This is a genomic window from Peribacillus sp. R9-11 (assembly GCF_031345095.1).
In the GTDB taxonomy this organism is placed as follows: Bacteria; Bacillota; Bacilli; order Bacillales; family DSM-1321; genus Peribacillus; species Peribacillus butanolivorans.
In genome coordinates this window covers 3,727,909-3,748,867 of sequence record NZ_CP133763.1, presented here as the reverse complement: position 1 = coordinate 3,748,867, position 20,959 = coordinate 3,727,909, and the positions used below count along the sequence as shown (strand labels likewise).

The following is a 20,959-nucleotide window of genomic DNA, read 5'->3' as shown; positions in this document are numbered from 1 at the left end:
TGTTTCTAAGAATGATCCCTTTTTCTATACTTTTATTTCCATGTTATTCCGGGGGAAATAACAGCAGGCATTAGTGAGGGAACAGAAGGAGTGTGTTTATTGTGACAAAATGGTGAATAGTTCATAGAAGCTAAACAGAATTGGCTATTTATCGTACTTTGGAAGGAAAAAATATTAGTCATAGAAGTTTTCATTTTGTAAAATATATGTAGGGAGGCTGATTACATAATGTATAATGCTATTAAAGTTCTCGTGGTGGATGATGAAGAAAGAATCCGCCGTTTGTTAAAAATGTATTTGGAAAGAGAAGAATACATAATTGATGAAGCTGAAAATGGAGATGTTGCTTTATCAAAAGCTCTTGAAAATGATTATGATTTAATTTTATTGGATATTATGATGCCAGGTAAAGATGGAATCGAAGTTTGCCGTGAGTTAAGAGAGAAAAAAACAACACCTATAATCATGCTTACTGCAAAAGGAGAAGAAGTCAATCGGGTCCAAGGATTTGAAGTAGGAACTGATGATTATATTGTCAAACCATTCAGTCCTCGTGAAGTTGTGTTAAGGGTGAAAGCGTTATTACGCCGTTCTTCAAGCACGAGTTACGTTCAGACCGAAACGACGACAAAAGATGTGATTGTCTTTTCCCATTTAACAATTGACAATGATGCACATCGTGTACTTGCTGATGATAAAGAGGTATCTTTGACACCAAAAGAATATGAATTATTGTATTTCTTAGCGAAATCACCTGATAAAGTATTTGATCGCGAGCAATTGTTAAAAGAAGTGTGGCATTATGAATTCTTTGGAGACCTTCGAACTGTTGACACGCATGTTAAACGCCTACGTGAAAAATTAAACCGTATATCCGAAAATGCTGCCAAAATGATTGTCACTGTTTGGGGTGTCGGTTACAAGTTCGAAGTTATTAATGACTGATGTTATGGGGCAGTGTTGTAGGGAAGCTTTGGGCAACCATTCTATTGCTCGTGTCATTTGTATTAATCGTTTTAACCGTTCTATTAGTAGAATTCTTTCAGAATTTTCAAATTGAAAATATTGAAAATGATTTAACCAAAACGGCAGAGCAGATCATAGAGGTTACAAATGATCATCAGGGCTCTAGCAATTATGTTTTACAAATAGCTTCGGAATTGATAGGCGACGAAACGAAAATGATTATCCTTAATGATGACAAAATGATATTCTCATCAATCGGTGATAAGGAGATTAAAATTACGCCAGAGTCAATTAAAAATGATCCCGATTTGCAGAAAGTTTTTACGGAAAGAAAGACTGTAAAAAAAGAAATGGCGCTATCTGATGACAATGGAAATAAGGAATTATCTGCAATCGTTGTCGGAGTGCCACTTGAACTAAATGGGGAGCAGGACGAGGTCTTCTTATTTCAATCCTTGGAATCCATGGAAGAAACCACTAAGTCCACAACGCAATTCATTCTGTTGGCAGCAGGGATTGCAATTATTTTAACAACGATTTTTGCTTTCTTTTTATCTACAAGGATCAATGCTCCGCTGGTGAAGATGAGGGAAGCCGCCCTAGCCATTGCTAGGGGGAAATTTGATACAAAGGTGCCTATCTTGACGCAGGATGAAATTGGTGAGTTGGCAATAGCATTTAATCAGATGAGAAAGCAATTGAAATTCAATATGAATGCTCTTAGCCAGGAAAAAGAACATCTTTCGAGCATCCTTAGTAGTATGGCGGATGGGGTCATTACCTTCAATAAAGATGGAACTATCCTGGAAACAAATCCGCCAGCGGAAAGATTTCTGCAATCTTGGTACTTTGAAAAAGGCTACAATCGGGAAGATAATGTAAATGTCCCTTTGGTACTGATGAATCTATTTGATGAATCAGAGTCTTTCGATAAGGAGCAAGTCGGGGAAATTACATTGCAGGGTAGGGACTGGGGATTGATTGTCAGTCCTTTATATACAAATGCCGACAATATTCGCGGAGCAGTAGCTATCATTCGTGATATGAGTGATGAAAGACGTATGGACAAACTTAGGACTGATTTCATAGCAAACGTCTCTCATGAGTTAAGAACGCCGATTTCAATGCTGCAAGGATATAGTGAAGCGATTGTTGATGACATAGCTGGAAGTGAAGAGGAAAAAATGGAAATGGCCAGGATTATTTATGATGAATCTCTAAGAATGGGCCGTTTAGTCAATGATTTACTCGATCTAGCTAAATTGGAATCAGGAAAAATGAGTCTCAACTATGAATGCATACCTATTTCATCTTATTTAAAGAGGATTACAAGCAAATTTTCCGGGTTAGCTAAAGAAAAAGGGATAACGATATCCACTAATCTTCAAGACAATGGAATCGAGTGGTGTTTCGATCCCGACAGAATTGAACAGGTATTGACGAATTTAATTGATAATGCGATTCGACATACCCCTCCAGGCGGGAACATTGATGTCATTCAAAGGACAAGTGATCGAAGAGGGCTGATTATTGATGTGAAGGACTCTGGTTCGGGTATCCCTGAAGAGGATTTACCCTTTGTATTCGAGAGATTCTATAAAGCGGATAAAGCACGTACACGCGGTCGTTCGGGTACTGGCTTGGGATTGGCTATTGTTAAAAATATCATTAATGCCCATGATGGCTACATTTCGGTAAACAGTTTACCTAAAAAAGGGACGACATTCAGCATTATTCTACCTCGAATAATGGAAAATACTGAATGAATAACTGGTTGTTTGCCAGAAAATCTTGTTTCATAAGAAACAGTGGAGACAAAGGCAATTGGATTTATTTCCAACTTGTCTTTGTCTTTTTTCATAGAAAGAGAACAGGTTAGTAATATTCTAGTGAATAGGACTCTTCTATATAGAAATTCACTGAATTTTGTAATAAGATCATATGTAAAGTGTAACTTTTATATATGAATGACGACTATATTTATGAACGGATGTGGGGAAATGATGGATTCCGTTTTCCACGATCTTTATGAAAAGTATCATCACGAAATTTATCAATTCATTTATTATATGACTAAAAATCGGGAATCGGCAGAGGACCTTGTTCAAGAGGTTTATATCAGGGTTATGAAGGCCTATGACCGATTCGAGGGAAAAAGTAGTGAAAAAACGTGGATATATTCTATTGCGAGAAATGTGACGATTGATTATTTTCGGAAACAAAAACGGTGGAGAGACAAAATCTTTTCTAACTTCGACTGGGAGAGGCAAATGATTAAAGATACTCAGCCTATTCCGGATGAAGTGGCTATTATGAATGATGATATCCATGATATATATCAATGTTTGAACCGATGCACGGTCGATCAAAGGTCCGTCATCATATTACGATATATTCAAGCATTGTCCATATCAGAAACCGCGGAGGTATTAAATTGGAGTGAAAGTAAGGTTAAAACAACCCAGCATCGTGCGTTAAAAGCAATTAAAAAGATGATGGAAGATTTGTCTGGAAAGGAGGATGACCCCATTGAGAAAACCCCGTTGGAAAGAAAACGAAATTGAAGACATGCTTCACCAGCTTCCGAAAGTAAAAGACAAACGAACAAAGGATGAGGTGTATGCAAGGATTCATAATAAAAAGCGGAAAAAACAATGGTTTCCTCTTATTGTGGGTGTTGCCTACTTATTCTTAATGGTTGTTTTGGCCTCTTCACTGATTATTGGGAAAGAAGGGACTACAAGCAAAGAGGAGAGCAGCGATAAGAAATTAGCTGTCTCTGAACTTAAAAGCCTGCCAGATCATGAACAACAGGATGCAGAGGTAAAAGATAAGTCTGCCGAAGACAAAGAGGAAAATAGTAAGCTTCAGAGTATGCGTGAAGAAGATATAGAAACTAAAGAAGAAGTTTTCGATAGTGAACCGGTAAAAAAGGACAAGGCAGTAGCCCTTGCTCCTTCAATTTACCCAGGCGATCTGAAAAATAAATCGACAATTACCATGGGTGTGCCAGATAATCAACAGAATTTTGTCATCCCGATTTCAATTGTTGTCAATCGTTATGATGAATCGGATACTCTAAATCAGTTAGTTAATCAAATGTCGGATATCAATGAGGAACAATATGGTCTCTCTGACTATTTCCCGCTTGATATTGAGATTACCCAAGGAACCGAAATGAATACTGCTCATATTGAGCTACATGAAGACAGCCAGTTATTGGATGAGGATATCCTCTTTCTTCATACGATGGAAGAGACGCTGTCCTATCTTAATATAGAGAAGATGACCTTTGCTACAGATGGAAAGCAAGGTGCAAGGTTTGCCCATGCAGGATTTTTAAAGGAAGCAGATATACCTCAACAAAAAAATCGCACATTTCTACTTTATCAAAGTGATGAATCCTCACCAAAGTTTCTTGTACCAAGTAATATGGATTATCAAGACTTTGAGGAGGCACTTCAGGCAGGAAAAGAGGAGCCAGACATAGAGGGGATATCTTCTGCTATCCCCGATGATTTAATTTGGGAAAAAATAAGTTCAGATGGAGATCTTGTGACTATTCAATTAGCAGAACAAGCGGCAATTGAAAATAGTGAGGATTCTCTTCAAGCTTTAGAAGCTATTCTCTTTATTGCAAAGGAATTTGGCTTTAACAGAGTAAAGTTTGAAAATGCTCCAATTGAAAAAGTTGGCAATCTAAATCTAACAGAAGACATAGTAGTACCCAAAGCCCCTAACCAAGTGAATTGAAGGGAGGAAGTTGTCAAAAGAAGCGGGAGCTGGGCTATATAAAACATCTTGATAATGGTTGCTGAGTATCTAAAATCTCGTAGAAAAAAGAATGTGCCCGCATTAAGGGCACATTCTTTTTTTCTTATAATGAAATGAGAGCCATGAATGTAATTTCTTCTGTTTCCTTTAAAAATTGCTTCATGTTATCACTTAATGGTTTATCAAAACTTAAAACCATGATAGCTTCTCCGCCAGCTTCTTTTCGACCTACCTGCATGGTTGCAATATTCACTTCATGATCACCAAGTATCTTACCTACATTACCAATTACACCAGGTTTATCGGTGTGTTGGATATATAGTAAATTTTCTTCCGGATGGAAGTCGATTTTGAAGCCATTCAAATTTACAATACGAGAACCATAATTTTCAATGTAAGTGCCACTGATTGTTAGTTCACGGTTATCACCTTTTACTTTAAGGCTGATCAGGTTAGAATATCCTAAAGAGTCTGCAGAGATTTTTTCGCCAACGGTAATACCGCGCTCTTTTGCAATCAGCAAGGCATTCACTTCATTGACCGAAGCGTCAACTCTTGATTTAAAGAAGCCTGATATTAAACTTTTTGTCAAAATCGCTGTATCAAAGTCCAATGATTCTCCCGCATATGTAACGGAAATCTCTTGGATGCCTTCTTTCATACATTGAGATGCAATTGATCCCATTTGCTGTACGAGTTGATAAAATGGCTGAACCTTTTCAAACACTTCTTTAGAAATGGCTGGAAGGTTGATAGAACTTGAAACTGGATTTCCCTCAAAATAAGTCAGCACTTCTTGTGCAACCTGTACTGCAACATTTAATTGAGCTTCTTTTGTAGAAGCACCTAAATGAGGTGTAGCAATGACATTATCAAGTTCAAGTAGCTTATGGCCAAGCGGAGGTTCTTCAACGAAAACGTCCAACGCTGCGCCTGCTACATGCCCTTTAACAATCATTTCATATAAATCATCTTCGTCAAGAATTCCGCCACGGGCACAATTTAATACATAAACACCCTTTTTACAGGTAAGTAGTTTTTCTTTATTTATTAATCCTCTAGTTTCATTCGTCAGAGGTGTATGAACAGTAATAATGTCTGCTTTAGGAAGTAACTCATCTAACGGCAGGGAAATGACAGACATTTTTTTTGCACGATCAGCAGTTAAGAATGGGTCAAATACAATGACTTCCATACCAAAAACTTTTGCGCGTTTGGCGATTTCTCCTCCGATACGTCCAAAACCCACTATACCTAATGTTTTACCGCGTAGTTCTGTTCCAGTATAAGAAGAACGTTTCCACTCCCCATTCTTCAGAGATGCATATGCTTGCGGAATGTGGCGCATTAGTGAAGCCATCATTGCAAATGTATGTTCAGCTGTTGAAATGGTATTGCCATCAGGTGCATTAACGACGACAATCCCACGTTTAGTCGCAGCAGGGATGTCAATATTATCAACGCCGACACCAGCTCGTGCAATAATTTTCAACTGTGGCATACGGTTCATTAAATCTTCCGTAACTTTTGTTGCGCTTCTAACAAGTATTGCATCAATCTCAGCAAGTTCGTTTGATGCTTCTTCTACTGTCTTTTGAATAAGAAGGATATTGGATGCCTCTGATAGCGGTCCGAGTCCTTCGGGTTTGATGGCATCTGCTACTAAAATCCGATACACGTGTAAACACCTTCCTAAGGGAAAAATTATCTTAAATTTCAGTTAATTTTACAATTGAAATGCCGAATATGTCAATTTGGCATTTATTAATGTAAGCGCTTAAAATAATTATTATTAAGTGAAATAATTGTATAAGTCCGCAATAATAATGGATTTATCATCTATTGTTTGAAAAAGAACAATTATTTTAAATAATCTTAAAATTGATATAATCGTCAATATAATTTTTGTTTTAATACATTGATATGTAAGAAATTATGGTGGCCATGAAAAATGAATATCTTCATATAAACTTTCAAATTAAAAAAAACTATTCAAAAAAAGGAAAGTCATATATAATGGAATTTGTAAAATAAAATTTTATAGGTCTATCTTCGGGGCGGGGTGTAATTCCCCACCGGCGGTGATGAAGAAATAATTCTTCTAAGCCCGCGAGCCTTACGGGGCAGGATTTGGTGTGATTCCAAAGCCGACAGTATAGTCTGGATGGGAGAAGATGGAGGTTCCTGATTGCGTTCAAACAGTCATTTACTGAACGTTTGTTTGATGAAACCTTTAATTTATCCCTTTAATTCGGTCGGAATTAAAGGGTTTTTTATTGAACATCAACATGATGAAGGAGCACTAACCTCTTTTTCGGGTAGATCAGAAAAAGAAGGAGAGAGAACTATGAAAAAGAACAAAGTGAATAAAATGGTCACACTGGCAATGTTGGGAAGCATTTCATATCTATTGATGCTTTTGAATTTTCCGTTTCCAGGATTTCCACCTTTTCTGAATGTTGATTTTAGTGACATTCCAGCACTGATGGCAGCATTGATTTTCGGTCCGATGGCTGGAATTCTAGTTGAATTTCTTAAAAACCTATTGGATTTAGTCATGACAGGGACAATGACTGCTGTACCTGTGGGGCATATCGCTAACTTTATAGCAGGAATACTGTTCGTCTTGCCAACTTACTATGTATTTAAAAAAATCAATTCAAAAAAAGGGATGACTTTCGCTTTACTTGCTGGTACAGTTACCATGGCGGTAGTTATGAGTGTTTTAAACTATTATGTCTTTTTACCGGCATATACCTTCTTTATGGGATGGGATGCAATGTCGGCACCCGAGTCAAGGAAGTTCGTAACGACTGCAATCTTACCTTTCAATGTGATTAAAGGCGTGCTTATCACTTCTGTATTCATGTTGTTGTTTATTAAATTACAGACATGGATCAATAAGCAAGTATTATATAAAAATGCTTAATGGCATTAACTATAGAAACACAAAAAACCGGATATTTATGTCCGGTTTTTTGTCTGTTTAATTTGGTTAGTAGGGGAAGGGACATAAGTAGCAAAAAAAAAGCCATTTTCGATTGAAAATGGCTTGTACCTTTATTCGAATTTTAGTGCATCCCCGTCAAATGCCTCGTCAGCAACTTTAATAGAATCTGTTGGACATCCTTCAAATGCGTCCATCATGTCATCTATAAGTACATCTGGAATTTCAACGATACCTTCGTTATCGTCAAGGGTAACAAATGCAATCCCTTCGTCATCATAATCATATATATCCGGTGCTGCTGCTCCGCAAGCTCCACAAGCGATACATGTTTCTTTATCAACAATTGTAAATTTAGCCATGAATATAACCCCTCCTAAGTTGATTAACAACTGATAATCTTTTTATTTCAGATTATTATCTCTTTCCTATTGTAAGACCGAATGCCAAACTTTTCAATAGAAATTGTATTGATACTAACTATTATGATGTGGAATGTCAATGATAAATATAGAAAATATTATTTTGATCTTTGCTTTCCTTCGTCATTTAGCCACAATTTCTTATGGTATTTATCATTAAAAACGGCGATTTTTGCAGTTTTTTGATACAATAGGTGTAATTGGTTAATTGAAACAAGGATGTGAGTCCCATGAATAATTATCTACAGGTAATCATTCTATATGCAATAAAAAAATTTCAAGGCGAACGTTCTATTTATGCTATTTATCATATGCTACAGGGCAAAAAGTCGTCACAGACAATCCAGGATGCCCACTTATTCGGGTTAACGAATATATTTGGGACAATACCTCGTTTTACCCGACAACAATTAAATCAAAACATTCAACTATTTCATGAGCATAATTTCATTGAGATAACCGATAAAACCGATGCTTATATAATTAGTGGGCAAGGCGGGAGAAAGTTAACCGATTATTTGAAGAAGAATCCTTTTCCAACATCCTTAAATGGCTGGAAATATCAAAATATCACCCCGATATTCTGGGGGAGATTAAACTTACTCATACAAACTATATCCCATATTGTCCACAATGAAAGACGTTTTTATCCTATACAACGAAACCCCAAAATCCAATGTTTTGTAAAGGAATTCTTACAAAACAATCGCCAGGACCGAGGGTTGATTGCGCAGCATCTTTATGAAGAACTGATATCGTTATTAGAGCTGCAAAGTAATTTAAAACGAGATATTTTTATTTTGAAATTAACAGGGGTAAACAGGATTGGACTTACGTTTGAACAGATTGCGAAAAGGAAAGATGTAGAAGAAGAGTATGTGCGCTTTACATTTCTTGACTCGTTACATCAAATGCTTGCGGAAATAGAACAGGTAACAGATTACCCTATTTTGGCATCCTTATTCAGTGATTGGCAAAGGAGTGGCAATCCTCATTTGACTCATTCTACACAAACGACATTGCGATATATTCAAGCAGGTAAAACTTTGTTTGAAATAGCAGAAATCCGCCGTTTAAAAGTCAACACCATTGAAGATCATCTTGTTGAAATTGTCTTATCGGATAAAAGCTTTCCAATTGCTGAATATGTATCCCATGAGGATGAAAGGAAAATCATCGCTGCAATTAAGGAACTCAATACCAAGCAGCTAAAGGCAATCAAACAGGAAGTTGATAATAAACAGATTAGTTTTTTCCAAATAAGGCTTGTACTTGCGAAATTGGGTGATGGATGATGAATTTAGAGCATGTTTTAAAAGAAAAATTTGGATTTGATAAATTCCGTCCAGGACAAAAAGAAGTGATTGAATCATTGATGTCTGGCTGTCATACTTTAGCGATGTTGCCAACGGGGTCAGGTAAGTCATTGTGTTATCAGTTGCCTGCTTACCTTTTGAATAAGACGACCTTAATAGTTTCTCCGTTATTATCTTTAATGCAGGATCAGGCAGATCAGCTCAAAATGAGAGGTGAAAAAAGTGTATTAACCCTTAATTCTTTTTTGACGTTAAATCAAAAAAGGGAGGCTTTCGATCGCTTACATATGTATCGGTTTATTTTTTTATCTCCTGAAATGCTTAGCCTTGAGGGTGTGATAAAGTCTTTAAAGACCTTAGACATAGGTTTGTTTGTCATTGATGAAGCACACTGTATCTCACAATGGGGGTATGATTTTCGACCTGATTATTTGAATTTAGGAGAAGTTAGACTTGAGTTGAACAATCCACTAACGCTCGCCTTAACGGCAACTGCAACAAAAGAAGTGCGGAAAGATATCATTGGAAAACTCAATATCAATCAAGCTAAAGAAACTGTATCATCTGTAGATAGGGATAATATTGCCATACTTGCTGAGAGACTATTCAGCTACGAAGAAAAGCTATTCCGTGTTCTGGAGCTTGTCAGAAAATTCACGGGGAGTGGCATTATTTATTTTTCATCTAAAAAGGTGGCAGAAGCCGTCACTGGATTTTTACAGGAAAACGGGGTAGATAGCGTCAATTTTTATCATGGCGGCATGGATCAGGAACAAAGAATGCTTATTCAGCAGCAATTCATTTCTGGCCAATTAAAAATAATATGCGCAACGAGTGCTTTTGGTATGGGTGTAAATAAATCGGATGTCAGATATGTTATCCATTTTCATATGCCCTCTACAATGGAATCTTATTTGCAGGAAATAGGTAGGGCGGGGCGTGATCGGAAACAAAGTGTAGCAGTCTTATTATATAGTGAAGGAGATGAAGGGCTTCCCCTTCATTTGATGGAACAACAATTGCCGACCGATTTGCAAATAGAGGGTGTTTGTTCCTTCCTGAGTGAAGCAAAAAAGATAGGAGCAAATTTGACTCTTTCTGAAAAAGAACAGCTGTCTCAATCTTTTTCCTTAAATGATATTCAGCTTCGTTTTTTTACACAGTTTCTTACAGGAAATCAAGATCCTTTACAGCATATGGCAGAGATGAAAGAGTATTGTCAAAAGAGAAAGTCCCGGAATCAGGAAAAATTGCATAGATTTCTCAATTGGATATATGCTCAGGAGTGTCGCCGTTTGGGAATTCTGAATTACTTTGATGAAAAGCAGCAAAAGTTGAATCCTTTCTGCTGCGACTTCTGTGGAATGGATGCGAATAAGATGATCGATTTATTGCCCGCAGTGAAGGTAGAACAAGTTAATTCTTATACCACTTGGAAACAGGAATTGGCTTTTATATTATTAAAGAAGGAAAATTGGGATGAAAAATAAGCAAGCTGAATTAATAAAACAGCTAACAGATAAGCAGTTGCTATATAATTTGTTTCTTACACAAATTATTCTCTTAACGTTAGCCTTTTTTTTAGGTATTATTTTATTTAATGATCGTTCTACTTTTTTCGACTTATTTATCTTTAATGACCTTAATATATTGTTATTTGGTATCCCTGCAGGAATTATAGTCGTTCTATTTGATCTATTTATGATGAGAGTGACGCCATCATCCTATCAAGATGATGGTGGGATTAACGAACGCATTTTCAGTAGTCTGTCTTACTCGATGATTTTTGTTGTTGCTTTAGTGGTAGCAATAAGTGAGGAATTATTATTTCGTGGAGTGTTACAAACTCATCTTGGTTTACTATGGACGAGTATTATTTTTGCGGCGGTTCATTATCGCTATTTATTTAATTGGTTTTTATTTTTAAATGTTTTGGTTTTGAGCTTCTTTATCGGGTTTCTGTTTGAATGGACAAATAATTTACTGGTGACGATCACGGCCCATTTTTTGATTGACTTTATCCTTGGAGTATTAATCAGGAGGAAACAAGCAAAGCGGGTTGAGCAAGAAAGGGGGTGACCTATATGAATGATGTAAAAAAGAATGGGAAAGCCAAAGATCAGGCTGGTGAACTTGGGACGCGAGTCGAACGTCAGAAGGCGAAGTCATCTCTGCCAAAGCGTAGCCAAGTCCATCAGAATAAAAAGAAAAAAAGTAAAGTGAAGATTAAGTTTCCGATGATTAAGTTATTATCGTTGTTTTTTATCTTGCTTCCGATTGGATTTTACAGTCTTAATACATATCTTCAAGAAAAACCTGAACGTGGTACAAGAAGTGATCAAGTAGTGAACTATAATGAAAATGAAGACGCTGATAAAGAAACGATACCAACTACAGCAACTGCAGATGATTTAAAAGATAATGATTTGGAGAAAGAAGAAAAAAATTCAGCCAAGTCTGAAGCAGAGAAGAAGAAAGATAAAGAAAAGCAGAAGGCTGAAGAAAAGGAACAAGCAAAGAAAAAGGCTGAAGAAAAAGCTAAAGCGCAGCAAGAAGCTGAAGAAAAGGCTAAGGCAAAGCAAATAGCTGAAGAAAAAGCTAAAGCAAAGCAAATAGCTGAAGAAAAGGCTAAGGCAAAGCAAATAGCTGAGGAAAAAGCCAAGGCAAAGCAAATAGCTGAAGAAAAAGCCAAGAAAGAAGCAGCAGAAGACAAAAAAACAACGGAAAGAGCACCAGTCAAGCCAAATAAGGATGAATATAAGGTTGTCTTACATACTGTTAAAGCGGAAGAAACATTATTCCGAATTTCCATGAATTACTACAAATCACAGGAAGGAATTGCTCTAATTAAGGATTGGAACGGACTGAATGGCAATGAAATTTCCAAGGGTCAGGTTTTAAAAATTCCAATAAAGAAATAGAAATAGAAATAATAATGAACACTCTGTCTTTTGAGGCAGGGTGTTTTTACTTTCATACAGTTTTTGTTTGTTCCGCAAAGAGGCTAATCATGCCTAGTTATTTATCATTTTTTTCTGGACAATCTCATATTATGACTTAAAGGGTAGTTATGAGGGGGAAGGAAAATGGAATCTACAATTATTTTATTGGATGAAAAAACGGATCAAGCAACAAAGCAAATGCTGCAGAACGTTGTAGATCGAAAAAAAAAGTTCGAGGCTCTAAAAAAGAAACATCTTCATAGTTTATGGGCAACAATGATTATTGCTGCTCTTTTTTTGGTTTATCTTTATTTTTATATTGTAGTTCCTTATTCCTATTCTTTTTTTAAGATGTTTAGTGTTTTTGTTGACCATTTCAGCCATTTTCTTTTTTTAGCAGCAGCATTTGGGTTATATGGATATATGATATTAATTAAAAAGAAGCTTGATAAAGCTGAGAAGGAGTTTCAGTTGCTTCGTTGCGAAATCATTAATAAAAGTAAGCAGCTGTGGGAAAAAGAGGATGAATGGAAAAGTCGCCATAAGGTTTTTGAAATGATGAAGAAGAACTATGATATAAACTTATATCATGAAAATAAATGATTATTCGCTTTAAGAATATTTAATTGCGGGTAATATGGTTTTATGGTTATATGAAGGTAACTCTTGCCATTTGTAGAGAAAGAAGGTTTTACGGAAGATGTTATTGGTATGTGGATTATTTTTAGGCTTAATTCTGCTGTTATTTGCTACTGTTATACATATGTGGCGTACGGCAAATCAGGATAGGATAATTTTTCAAGACTTATATTTCAACGACTTTCCTGAAGGATTTGGCGATGTTCGGATTTTTTTTATATCTGATCTTCATCGACGGATCGTGTCGGATAAATTGATTGAGGAAGCCCGCGGTAAATCAGATATGGTAATTATCGGTGGTGACATCAGAGAAAGTGGGGTTCCTCTGGAGAGAGTTGAACAAAATATTTTGAAATTAAAAGTACTTGGTCCCCTTTATTTTGTTTGGGGAAATAATGATTACGAAGGAGACTTTCATGAGCTAGATGCATCACTTCTGAAGCATGGTGTGAAAATTCTGGATAATACAGCCGTTTCTTTTGAGTCCCAAAAAGGGGAGAAGTTTGCTCTCTTAGGTATTGATGATATATCAGAAGAAAGAGATAGGCTTGACCTTGCTCTATCAGATTGCGGGAATGAGCCATTCCGGATTTTGGTCAGTCATAACCCGCTAGTTAAAAAACAATTAACACCAGAACATCATATAAGACTTGTCCTATCAGGTCACACCCATGGAGGACAGATTCGGATATTCGGGCATGGGCCATATCAGATCGGTAGTATAAAAAAAGAGGGTGACTGCTTGTACATGACGAGCAATGGTTATGGGACAAGCGCAGTGCCATTAAGACTTGAAGCGAAGCCAGAAACTCACCTTTTTACGCTAAAAAGAGGAAAACATACGCAAATTGGCGAAGCCGTGGAAAAGACCTATTAAGCTGCCTTCTTAAACAAGCATATCGAAATTTTACAGAGTTGAAAGAATCCACTATAATTTCAACAAATGAATGTTCTGTTATTGGAGGCTTTGTAAAACCATGCAAGAAGGTAAATATAATATTAAGGCAGTTTCAAAACTGCTAGGTATTCAGTCGGGTACGTTGAGGGCATGGGAAAGGCGCTATCAATTTATTGAACCTGTCAGAAATGATTCAGGTCACCGGCTGTATACAGAGAAACATCTTCAAACCCTCAAATGGCTAATCAATAAAACAAATCAGGGCTTCACAATCAGTCAGGCCGTTTCACTTCTCGAAACTAGCACTGTAGCGACTGATGTTAATGAAACGAAACGATATAATGAGCAATCTATAAAGTTAGCGGACGAGCTACTTGAAGCTCTCATAAGCTTCAATGAAAATAAGGCTCAAATGCTGATCAGCCAAGCTTTCAGTATGTATACGATTGAACATACTGTTGTTGATGTGATTGGTGCCATACTTGTTCAGATTGGCGATAAGTGGGAAAGAGGAGAAATTACTTCTGCTCATGAACATTTTGCATCTAACATTCTAAAGTCCAGAATTAGTTCCGTAATGCATATGATTCCAACCAGTGAATTTCTTCCTAAAGCTCTTACTGTTTGTGCCCCCGGTGAAAAACATGAATTCGGCCTGTTGATTTTTACAATCTTTTTAAAGCGAAAAGGATATGAAACGGTCTATTTGGGAGAATCCATCGCCGACAAGGATCTTTTTACCGTTTTAAAAATCATAAGACCATCCTACTTATTTATGTCTTGTTCACTTAATGAAAACCTCGTAGGAACCTTAAGACTTGTCGAAGAATTAAGCCGGGATTTTCCTGATTTGAAGGTTGGTCTTGGAGGAGAGGCACTGAACCATGTATCGGATGAAATCCGAACCTCCTTCAGCAGAGTTTTAATCGGTGGATCTCAATCGGATTGGGAGGAATGGTTGAAAATTTAGAGGTTAGTGTTTGATAAATAATGGATATGCACCCTGAGACCAAGGCTTCATATGATGTATGAAGATGGTAACCAGGGGGCATTTTTTTATGAAGCTGGAGCGATTAACTAATAATAAAATCAAGATTTTTTTGACCCTTGATGATTTAATTGATAGAGGAATAACAAAAGAAGATATTTTAGGGAATTCTTTAAAAGTCCACAAGTTATTTCAGGATATGGTGGAGGAAGCGTGTGAAGAACTCAGCTTTAAAATGAGTGGTTCCATTGCAATCGAGATTTTTTCCCTGCCTGCTCAGGGGTTGATTATCATTGTAACGAAGGAAGAAGAAGAGTTATTAACAGAAGAAGAAGAGTTCCTGGATTTGCAAGTGAAAATTGATGACTTCCCCCATATTTTGTATGTTTTCAATGAGTTTGAAGATATCGTTCAATTATCTCATAGATTGTCATATCATGGCTTGCTTAATAGCACTCTTTATCATTATGAGGGAAGATACTATTTACTGATTGAGAATGTAAAAGATACGACTTATGACACGGTCATCTCCTTAGCGGCTGAGTATGGCCATGCTTCAACACTTACGCTATACCGCATCAACGAATATGGAACATGCATCATTGAGAAAGAAGCCATACATGTATTAATCTCACATTTTAATTAGTTGAAAAAGAGGGAGACAGGGCAGACACATATTGAACATTCCAATGTGGTTTGCCTTATTAGTCTCAAATTCCCTGTTTAAGATAAAGTATAGGAAAAGAAGCAAGAAAACCCATGGTATGATAACGTTTTCATTTTTTGAATATTTCCAACTTTTAAATTCCCATTTTTACTCTTGCATAAATATAACGAAGGTGTATACTAGCACTTGAAGAGGACTATTTGTAAATTATAATCTAAATATATGGATGAGATTTTCTAGGAGGTACTATTGATGGAATCGGCAAAAGGTAATGGCCCTGTAAATGAGGAAGAAAAACACGACGTATTGAGGTCTACCCAGACTGTTATACATAAAGCGTTAGACAAGCTGGGTTATCCTGAAGAGGTATACGAGCTCTTGAAGGAACCTTTACGTTTATTAACCGTGAAGATGCCAATACGTATGGATGATGGTTCAGTTAAAATTTTCACGGGTTACAGGGCACAGCATAATGATGCTGTTGGACCAACAAAAGGTGGCATCCGTTTTCACCCTAATGTGACGGAACGAGAAGTAAAGGCATTGTCCATTTGGATGAGTTTGAAATGTGGTATCGTTGATTTGCCTTATGGCGGAGGTAAAGGCGGAATCGTTTGTGATCCTCGTAATATGTCCTTCCGTGAGCTGGAAAGACTAAGCCGGGGCTATGTCCGTGCTATCAGTCAAATCGTAGGGCCGACAAAAGATATCCCGGCACCTGATGTATTTACTAATTCCCAGATCATGGCGTGGATGATGGATGAATATAGCCGTATGGATGAATTCAACTCACCAGGATTCATTACGGGTAAACCGCTTGTACTTGGTGGTTCTCATGGCCGTGAGTCAGCAACTGCAAAAGGTGTAACTATCTGTATAAATGAAGCTGCGAAAAAGCGCGGAATTGATATTAAAGGGGCACGAGTTGTTATTCAAGGATTTGGTAACGCTGGTAGTTTCTTAGCTAAATTCATGCACGATGCAGGTGCTAAGGTGATTGGAATTTCAGACGCCTATGGTGCTCTGCATGATCCTGAAGGCTTGGATATCGACTATCTTCTAGATCGTAGAGACAGTTTCGGAACCGTGACTAAATTGTTTAAAAGCACAATCTCAAATAAAGAGCTGCTTGAATTGGATTGCGATATTTTAGTTCCGGCTGCTATTGAAAATCAAATTACGGAAGAAAATGCTGCAGATATTAAAGCTTCTATCGTTGTCGAGGCAGCAAATGGTCCAACAACAATTGAAGCGACACAAATCTTAACGGATCGTGGCATATTACTTGTACCTGATGTCCTGGCTTCTGCTGGCGGAGTTACCGTTTCTTACTTCGAATGGGTGCAAAATAATCAAGGATATTACTGGTCTGAAGAAGAAGTGGACGAAAAACTTGAAAAAATCCTTGTGAAATCTTTTAATAATATTTACGAGCTTGCACAGTCCAGACGAGTTGATATGCGTCTTGCCGCTTATATGATTGGTGTAAGAAAAATGGCTGAAGCTTCACGCTTCCGTGGCTGGATCTAATAGGTTCAAAGCTTGGATTGTAAAGGAATAAATGCGTTCATTGCATTATCATTGAAAAGATTTGTAAAAACTCCTATCATGTATTGATAGGAGTTTTTATTTTTTTTTAGAGAACGAATTACATAGTGTGTAGGAAGGCAGTGGAATAGAAATGAATTATGAAGAAGTAATTATCATAGGTGGAGGTCCATGTGGATTGGCTGCTGCAATTGCCCTGAAGGAAGTGGGGATACAGTCTCTAATCATTGAAAAAGGCAATGTGGTGGATTCCATATACCGGTATCCAACACATCAAACCTTTTTTAGTTCAAGTGAAAAATTGGAGATTGGTGACACGGCTTTTATTACGGAAAACCGTAAGCCTGTCCGTAATCAGGCACTTGCCTATTATAGGGAGGTAGCTAGAAGGAAAGAACTGCGTGTGAATAAGTTCGAAAAAGTGGAAAAAGTGGAAAAACAGGATAATGGTAAATTTTTAGTCCGGACATCAAAAGGCGACTATACAGCTTTGCGAGTCATCGTATCGACCGGTTATTATGATCATCCTAATTATATGTGTATTCCCGGTGAACAGCTTCCTAAAGTGTTTCATTATTTCAAGGAGGGTCATCCGTACTTTAACTGTGATGTTACAGTCATCGGTGGTAAAAACTCAAGTGTAGATGCAGCGCTGGAGTTGGTCAAGTCAGGGGCAAGAGTTACAGTTCTGTATAGAGGCTCAGAATTCTCTTCAAAAATTAAACCATGGATTCTCCCTGAATTTGAATCATTAGTCCGTAATGGGACAATTATGATGGAATTTAATGCGGTTATTGACGAGATCACAGAGGAGAGTGTCATTTATCACGTAGGTAACGAGGAAAAGGTTATTAAAAATGATTTTGTGTTTGCAATGACTGGATATCATCCAGATCATTCATTTTTAGCATCAATGGGCATCAAAATTGACGAGGTTACAGGAAGGCCTACTTATAATGAGGAAACGATGGAGACGAACATTGAAGGTATCTATATTGCTGGAGTTCTAGCAGCCGGAAATAATGCGAATGAAATCTTCATTGAAAATGGTCGGTTTCATGGAGGCTTGATTGCATACCATTTGGCTGTTAAGGAAAAGTAATTTTTATTACAGGAGCTGAAAGTATGGAGAAAATATCATTAATAACAACAGGTGGAACAATCGCCAGTAAAGAAACCACGAATGGTATGTTGGCTTCTGGTGCGTTAAGCGGGATAGAATTAGCATCACTTTGCAAACTACCAAACCATATTGAAATGAAAGTTGTAGACCTTTTCCGGATTTCTAGTATGTCCATGGGTTTTGGGAAAATGGAAAAACTTAAACGTGCAATTCAAAAAGAATTGGAGGATCCAGATGTTACTGGAATTGTCGTAACACACGGTACGGATACATTAGAAGAAACGGCTTATTTCTTGGATGTTACGATTAAGGATCAACGCCCAATTGTTTTAACTGGTTCTCAGCGATCTCCTAAAGATGTTGGAACTGATGTGTATTCGAATTTAAGAAATTCAATATTATGCGCGGCGAGTGAGTTGCTTTATGACGTTGGTGTGGTTGTTGTTTTTAATGAAAGAATCTATTCAGCAAAATATGTAAAAAAAGTACATGCTTCCAATTTGCAAGGATTTGAATCTTTTGGCTATGGGTATTTAGGTATTATTGATAACGATATCGTTAGCATATATCAAAAACCACTACATCGGGAGTGCTTTGATATCCATCATCGTATCCCTAGGGTGGATATCATCAAGTGCCATACTGGCGCTGATGGCCTTTTTATAGAAGCTTCGGTCAAAAAAGGCGCTAAGGGTATCGTGCTCGAAGGTGTTGGCAGGGGACAGGTTACACCGGAAATGATTCCTGCCATCCAAGAGGCAATCGATAATGGTGTTACTATCGTCATGACAACAAGTGCGGAAGAAGGAAAAGTATATCCAGCTTATGATTATGAAGGTAGCGCATTTGATCTAAAACAACGTGGAGTAATATTAGGTGCTGATTATGACAGCAAGAAAGCAAGAATTAAGTTAGCGGTCGTTCTAGCCAGTGAACACACCGTAGATGAAAAATTCTTTAAGTACTGAGGAATTAAAAAATGTAGAAAGACTTTGATTCTTAGATTTAGTTTTTCTGCATTCCGTGGTACGATTAATAAAAAGAAAAAGAAAAGAGGGTCAGCTTATGCTGGTCATGTTGTCAGCAGCTATTGCGCCAGGGTTGGCGCTGCTCAGCTATTTCTATTTGAAAGATCAATATGAAACCGAACCCATTTCGGTTGTCATCAAAACTTTTCTCTTCGGTGTATTCCTTGTTCTGCCGATTATGTTTATCCAATATGTGCTGGAAACGGAACATATTTTAAATACCGATTTTGCTAATGCTTTTTTATGGGCTGCATTGCTTGAAGAATTTTTCAAGTGGTTCATACTCATATATGTAATATATCAACATATAGCCTTTGATGAGCCATATGATGGAATCGTCTATGGTGCAGCAGTCTCCCTTGGATTTGCCACAATGGAAAATATATTGTATTTGCTGGCCAATGGAGTAGAACATGCTTTTATCAGAGCTATTCTCCCTGTATCAAGTCACGCTTTATTCGGTGTAATCATGGGGTACTATTTGGGCAAGGCGAAATTTTCTACTTCGAATAATAGGTTCTATTTATTCTTGGCACTTGTCATACCAATCTTGCTACATGGGGTTTATGACTATATTTTAATATCACAAAAATTTTGGGTGTATTTTATCTTGCCATTTATGATTTACTTATGGTGGTTAGGTATGAAAAAAGTAAAAAAAGCTCGTTTATTGTCTGAGTTTCATGCAGAAAAACTTTCTCAAAATCATTTTCTTAGTAAGTAATTTATATTTCTATGACGGAGTGCTGGCATATTTTGCCCGCTCCGTTTTTTATTGGTTTGGAATAAAAAAGCCAGTTAAGAAGAAAATAGAATTACATTAATTCAAGAAAAAGAGGAGTGTTTTTGATGAAAGGAATTTCGTCAAAATGGAAATGGCTTTTGCTGTTTTCGTGTATAACGATTTGTTTCGGAATTTTCCCGGAAACAAGAACAAATGCCTTTTCGAGCCAAGTTATTCAAAAAGGCGCGGTTGGTGATGATGTAATTGAACTTCAGGCACGGTTACAAAACATTGGATACTATCATGGAAAGATTGATGGAGTCTATGGCTGGGGTACTTATTGGGCACTTCGAAACTTTCAACAAGATTTCGGACTACCAATCGATGGCTTTGCCGGGACCTCTACAAAACAGAAGTTGGCAAATGCCTCTAATTTTAATAGGAAATTTGTTCACGAACAGATTAATAAAGGTAATGAGTTTACGTATTATGGAGGAGTCGATATTGAAAAGCAGGTAAAAGTGAAGGGGAATGTATCAGGATCTAAGCCAAGTGGAGGCAAAGCTCCATCCGGAAAAACACCCTCCAAAACTGCTACAGCAGCAAATCTTCCGGGCGGATACTCTCAGAATGATATACAACTGATGGCCAATGCCGTTTATGGCGAGGCGCGGGGGGAGCCATATACCGGTCAAGTTGCTGTTGCAGCAGTAATTTTAAATAGGGTAGAGAGTGTATCTTTCCCGAATACCATTTCGGGAGTGATTTTTGAACCTGGGGCCTTTACGGCTGTTGCGGATGGACAGATTTGGCTGACACCAAACGAAAGGGCAAAAGAAGCCGTTGTGGATGCTATCAATGGTTGGGATCCAAGCGGAAATGCAGAATATTACTTTAATCCCGATACGGCAACAAGTAAGTGGATCTGGTCAAGAGAACAAATTAAAAGAATCGGAAAACATATCTTTTGTAAGTAA

Annotated in this window: 20 protein-coding genes and 1 riboswitch; of the genes, 18 read left to right on the top strand and 2 right to left on the bottom strand. The window is 37.3% G+C overall.

Annotation, left to right across the window (positions count from 1 at the left end; translation table 11 throughout):
- Positions 1 to 228: 228 nt before the first annotated feature.
- The 4 genes from RE409_RS18145 to RE409_RS18130 all read left to right on the top strand — a co-directional run bounded on the left by RE409_RS18145 (position 229) and on the right by RE409_RS18130 (position 4,719).
- The gene (locus tag RE409_RS18145) at positions 229 to 945 is read left to right on the top strand and encodes a response regulator (RefSeq protein ID WP_053346821.1); all 717 of its coding nucleotides are present in this window, start codon (positions 229 to 231) and stop codon (positions 943 to 945) included.
- The gene (locus tag RE409_RS18140; RefSeq protein ID WP_201187934.1) at positions 942 to 2,732 is read left to right on the top strand and encodes an ATP-binding protein; all 1,791 of its coding nucleotides are present in this window, start codon (positions 942 to 944) and stop codon (positions 2,730 to 2,732) included. The genes RE409_RS18145 and RE409_RS18140 overlap by 4 nt, the downstream gene beginning before the upstream one ends.
- Positions 2,733 to 2,969: 237 nt before the next feature.
- Positions 2,970 to 3,530 (top strand): RNA polymerase sigma factor SigX, encoded by a 561-nt coding sequence (sigX, locus tag RE409_RS18135; RefSeq protein WP_201187932.1) that lies wholly within the window; start codon positions 2,970 to 2,972, stop codon positions 3,528 to 3,530.
- Complete coding sequence (locus RE409_RS18130; RefSeq protein WP_309557872.1) at positions 3,496 to 4,719, top strand: hypothetical protein; 1,224 nt, start codon at positions 3,496 to 3,498, stop codon at positions 4,717 to 4,719. The genes sigX and RE409_RS18130 overlap by 35 nt, the downstream gene beginning before the upstream one ends.
- Before the next feature lie 124 nt (positions 4,720 to 4,843).
- Here the strand turns inward: RE409_RS18130 and serA are convergent, their stop codons facing one another.
- Positions 4,844 to 6,418: a phosphoglycerate dehydrogenase gene (serA, locus tag RE409_RS18125; protein ID WP_201185669.1), complete on the bottom strand. Its 1,575-nt coding sequence runs from the start codon at positions 6,416 to 6,418 to the stop codon at positions 4,844 to 4,846.
- A 366-nt stretch (positions 6,419 to 6,784) separates the two neighbouring features.
- Positions 6,785 to 6,920: riboswitch (FMN riboswitch) on the top strand.
- A gap of 167 nt (positions 6,921 to 7,087) precedes the next feature.
- Here serA and RE409_RS18120 point away from each other — a divergent pair.
- Positions 7,088 to 7,669, top strand: a complete 582-nt coding sequence (locus RE409_RS18120) for an ECF transporter S component (protein WP_053348127.1) — start codon at positions 7,088 to 7,090, stop codon at positions 7,667 to 7,669.
- 131 nt (positions 7,670 to 7,800) lie between these two features.
- Here the strand turns inward: RE409_RS18120 and RE409_RS18115 are convergent, their stop codons facing one another.
- Positions 7,801 to 8,049: a ferredoxin gene (locus tag RE409_RS18115; protein ID WP_034308087.1), complete on the bottom strand. Its 249-nt coding sequence runs from the start codon at positions 8,047 to 8,049 to the stop codon at positions 7,801 to 7,803.
- 290 nt (positions 8,050 to 8,339) lie between these two features.
- On the opposite strand from RE409_RS18115, the gene RE409_RS18110 reads away from it, so the two are divergent.
- The 13 genes from RE409_RS18110 to sleB all read left to right on the top strand — a co-directional run bounded on the left by RE409_RS18110 (position 8,340) and on the right by sleB (position 20,959).
- Positions 8,340 to 9,404 carry a YpbB family protein gene (locus RE409_RS18110; RefSeq protein ID WP_201223757.1) on the top strand — a complete coding sequence of 355 codons (1,065 nt, stop codon included), beginning with the start codon at positions 8,340 to 8,342 and terminating at the stop codon, positions 9,402 to 9,404.
- Positions 9,404 to 10,915, top strand: coding sequence for a RecQ family ATP-dependent DNA helicase (locus RE409_RS18105; protein WP_309557871.1), 1,512 nt, complete (start codon positions 9,404 to 9,406; stop codon positions 10,913 to 10,915). The genes RE409_RS18110 and RE409_RS18105 overlap by 1 nt, the downstream gene beginning before the upstream one ends.
- Positions 10,905 to 11,504, top strand: a complete 600-nt coding sequence (locus tag RE409_RS18100) for a CPBP family intramembrane glutamic endopeptidase (RefSeq protein WP_309557870.1) — start codon at positions 10,905 to 10,907, stop codon at positions 11,502 to 11,504. Before RE409_RS18105 ends, RE409_RS18100 begins: the two co-directional genes overlap by 11 nt.
- 5 nt (positions 11,505 to 11,509) lie before the next feature.
- The gene (locus tag RE409_RS18095; protein ID WP_309557869.1) at positions 11,510 to 12,346 is read left to right on the top strand and encodes a LysM peptidoglycan-binding domain-containing protein; all 837 of its coding nucleotides are present in this window, start codon (positions 11,510 to 11,512) and stop codon (positions 12,344 to 12,346) included.
- 165 nt (positions 12,347 to 12,511) lie between these two features.
- Positions 12,512 to 12,970, top strand: coding sequence for a YpbF family protein (locus tag RE409_RS18090; RefSeq protein WP_201250697.1), 459 nt, complete (start codon positions 12,512 to 12,514; stop codon positions 12,968 to 12,970).
- Between the two features lie 97 nt (positions 12,971 to 13,067).
- Complete coding sequence (locus RE409_RS18085; protein WP_201185664.1) at positions 13,068 to 13,883, top strand: metallophosphoesterase; 816 nt, start codon at positions 13,068 to 13,070, stop codon at positions 13,881 to 13,883.
- A gap of 100 nt (positions 13,884 to 13,983) precedes the next feature.
- Positions 13,984 to 14,874, top strand: coding sequence for a MerR family transcriptional regulator (locus RE409_RS18080; protein WP_242486920.1), 891 nt, complete (start codon positions 13,984 to 13,986; stop codon positions 14,872 to 14,874).
- An 88-nt stretch (positions 14,875 to 14,962) separates the two neighbouring features.
- The gene (locus RE409_RS18075) at positions 14,963 to 15,538 is read left to right on the top strand and encodes a genetic competence negative regulator (RefSeq protein WP_201185662.1); all 576 of its coding nucleotides are present in this window, start codon (positions 14,963 to 14,965) and stop codon (positions 15,536 to 15,538) included.
- Positions 15,539 to 15,811: 273 nt separating this feature from the next.
- Entirely contained in the window at positions 15,812 to 17,089 is a 1,278-nt protein-coding gene (locus RE409_RS18070) for a Glu/Leu/Phe/Val family dehydrogenase (protein WP_053346801.1), read from the top strand.
- Positions 17,090 to 17,240: 151 nt separating this feature from the next.
- Positions 17,241 to 18,209 (top strand): YpdA family putative bacillithiol disulfide reductase, encoded by a 969-nt coding sequence (locus RE409_RS18065; RefSeq protein WP_201185661.1) that lies wholly within the window; start codon positions 17,241 to 17,243, stop codon positions 18,207 to 18,209.
- A 23-nt stretch (positions 18,210 to 18,232) separates the two neighbouring features.
- Complete coding sequence (locus RE409_RS18060; RefSeq protein WP_201185660.1) at positions 18,233 to 19,198, top strand: asparaginase; 966 nt, start codon at positions 18,233 to 18,235, stop codon at positions 19,196 to 19,198.
- A gap of 97 nt (positions 19,199 to 19,295) precedes the next feature.
- The gene (gene prsW, locus RE409_RS18055) at positions 19,296 to 19,982 is read left to right on the top strand and encodes a glutamic-type intramembrane protease PrsW (RefSeq protein ID WP_201185658.1); all 687 of its coding nucleotides are present in this window, start codon (positions 19,296 to 19,298) and stop codon (positions 19,980 to 19,982) included.
- A gap of 125 nt (positions 19,983 to 20,107) precedes the next feature.
- The gene (gene sleB / locus RE409_RS18050) at positions 20,108 to 20,959 is read left to right on the top strand and encodes a spore cortex-lytic enzyme (RefSeq protein WP_201185657.1); all 852 of its coding nucleotides are present in this window, start codon (positions 20,108 to 20,110) and stop codon (positions 20,957 to 20,959) included.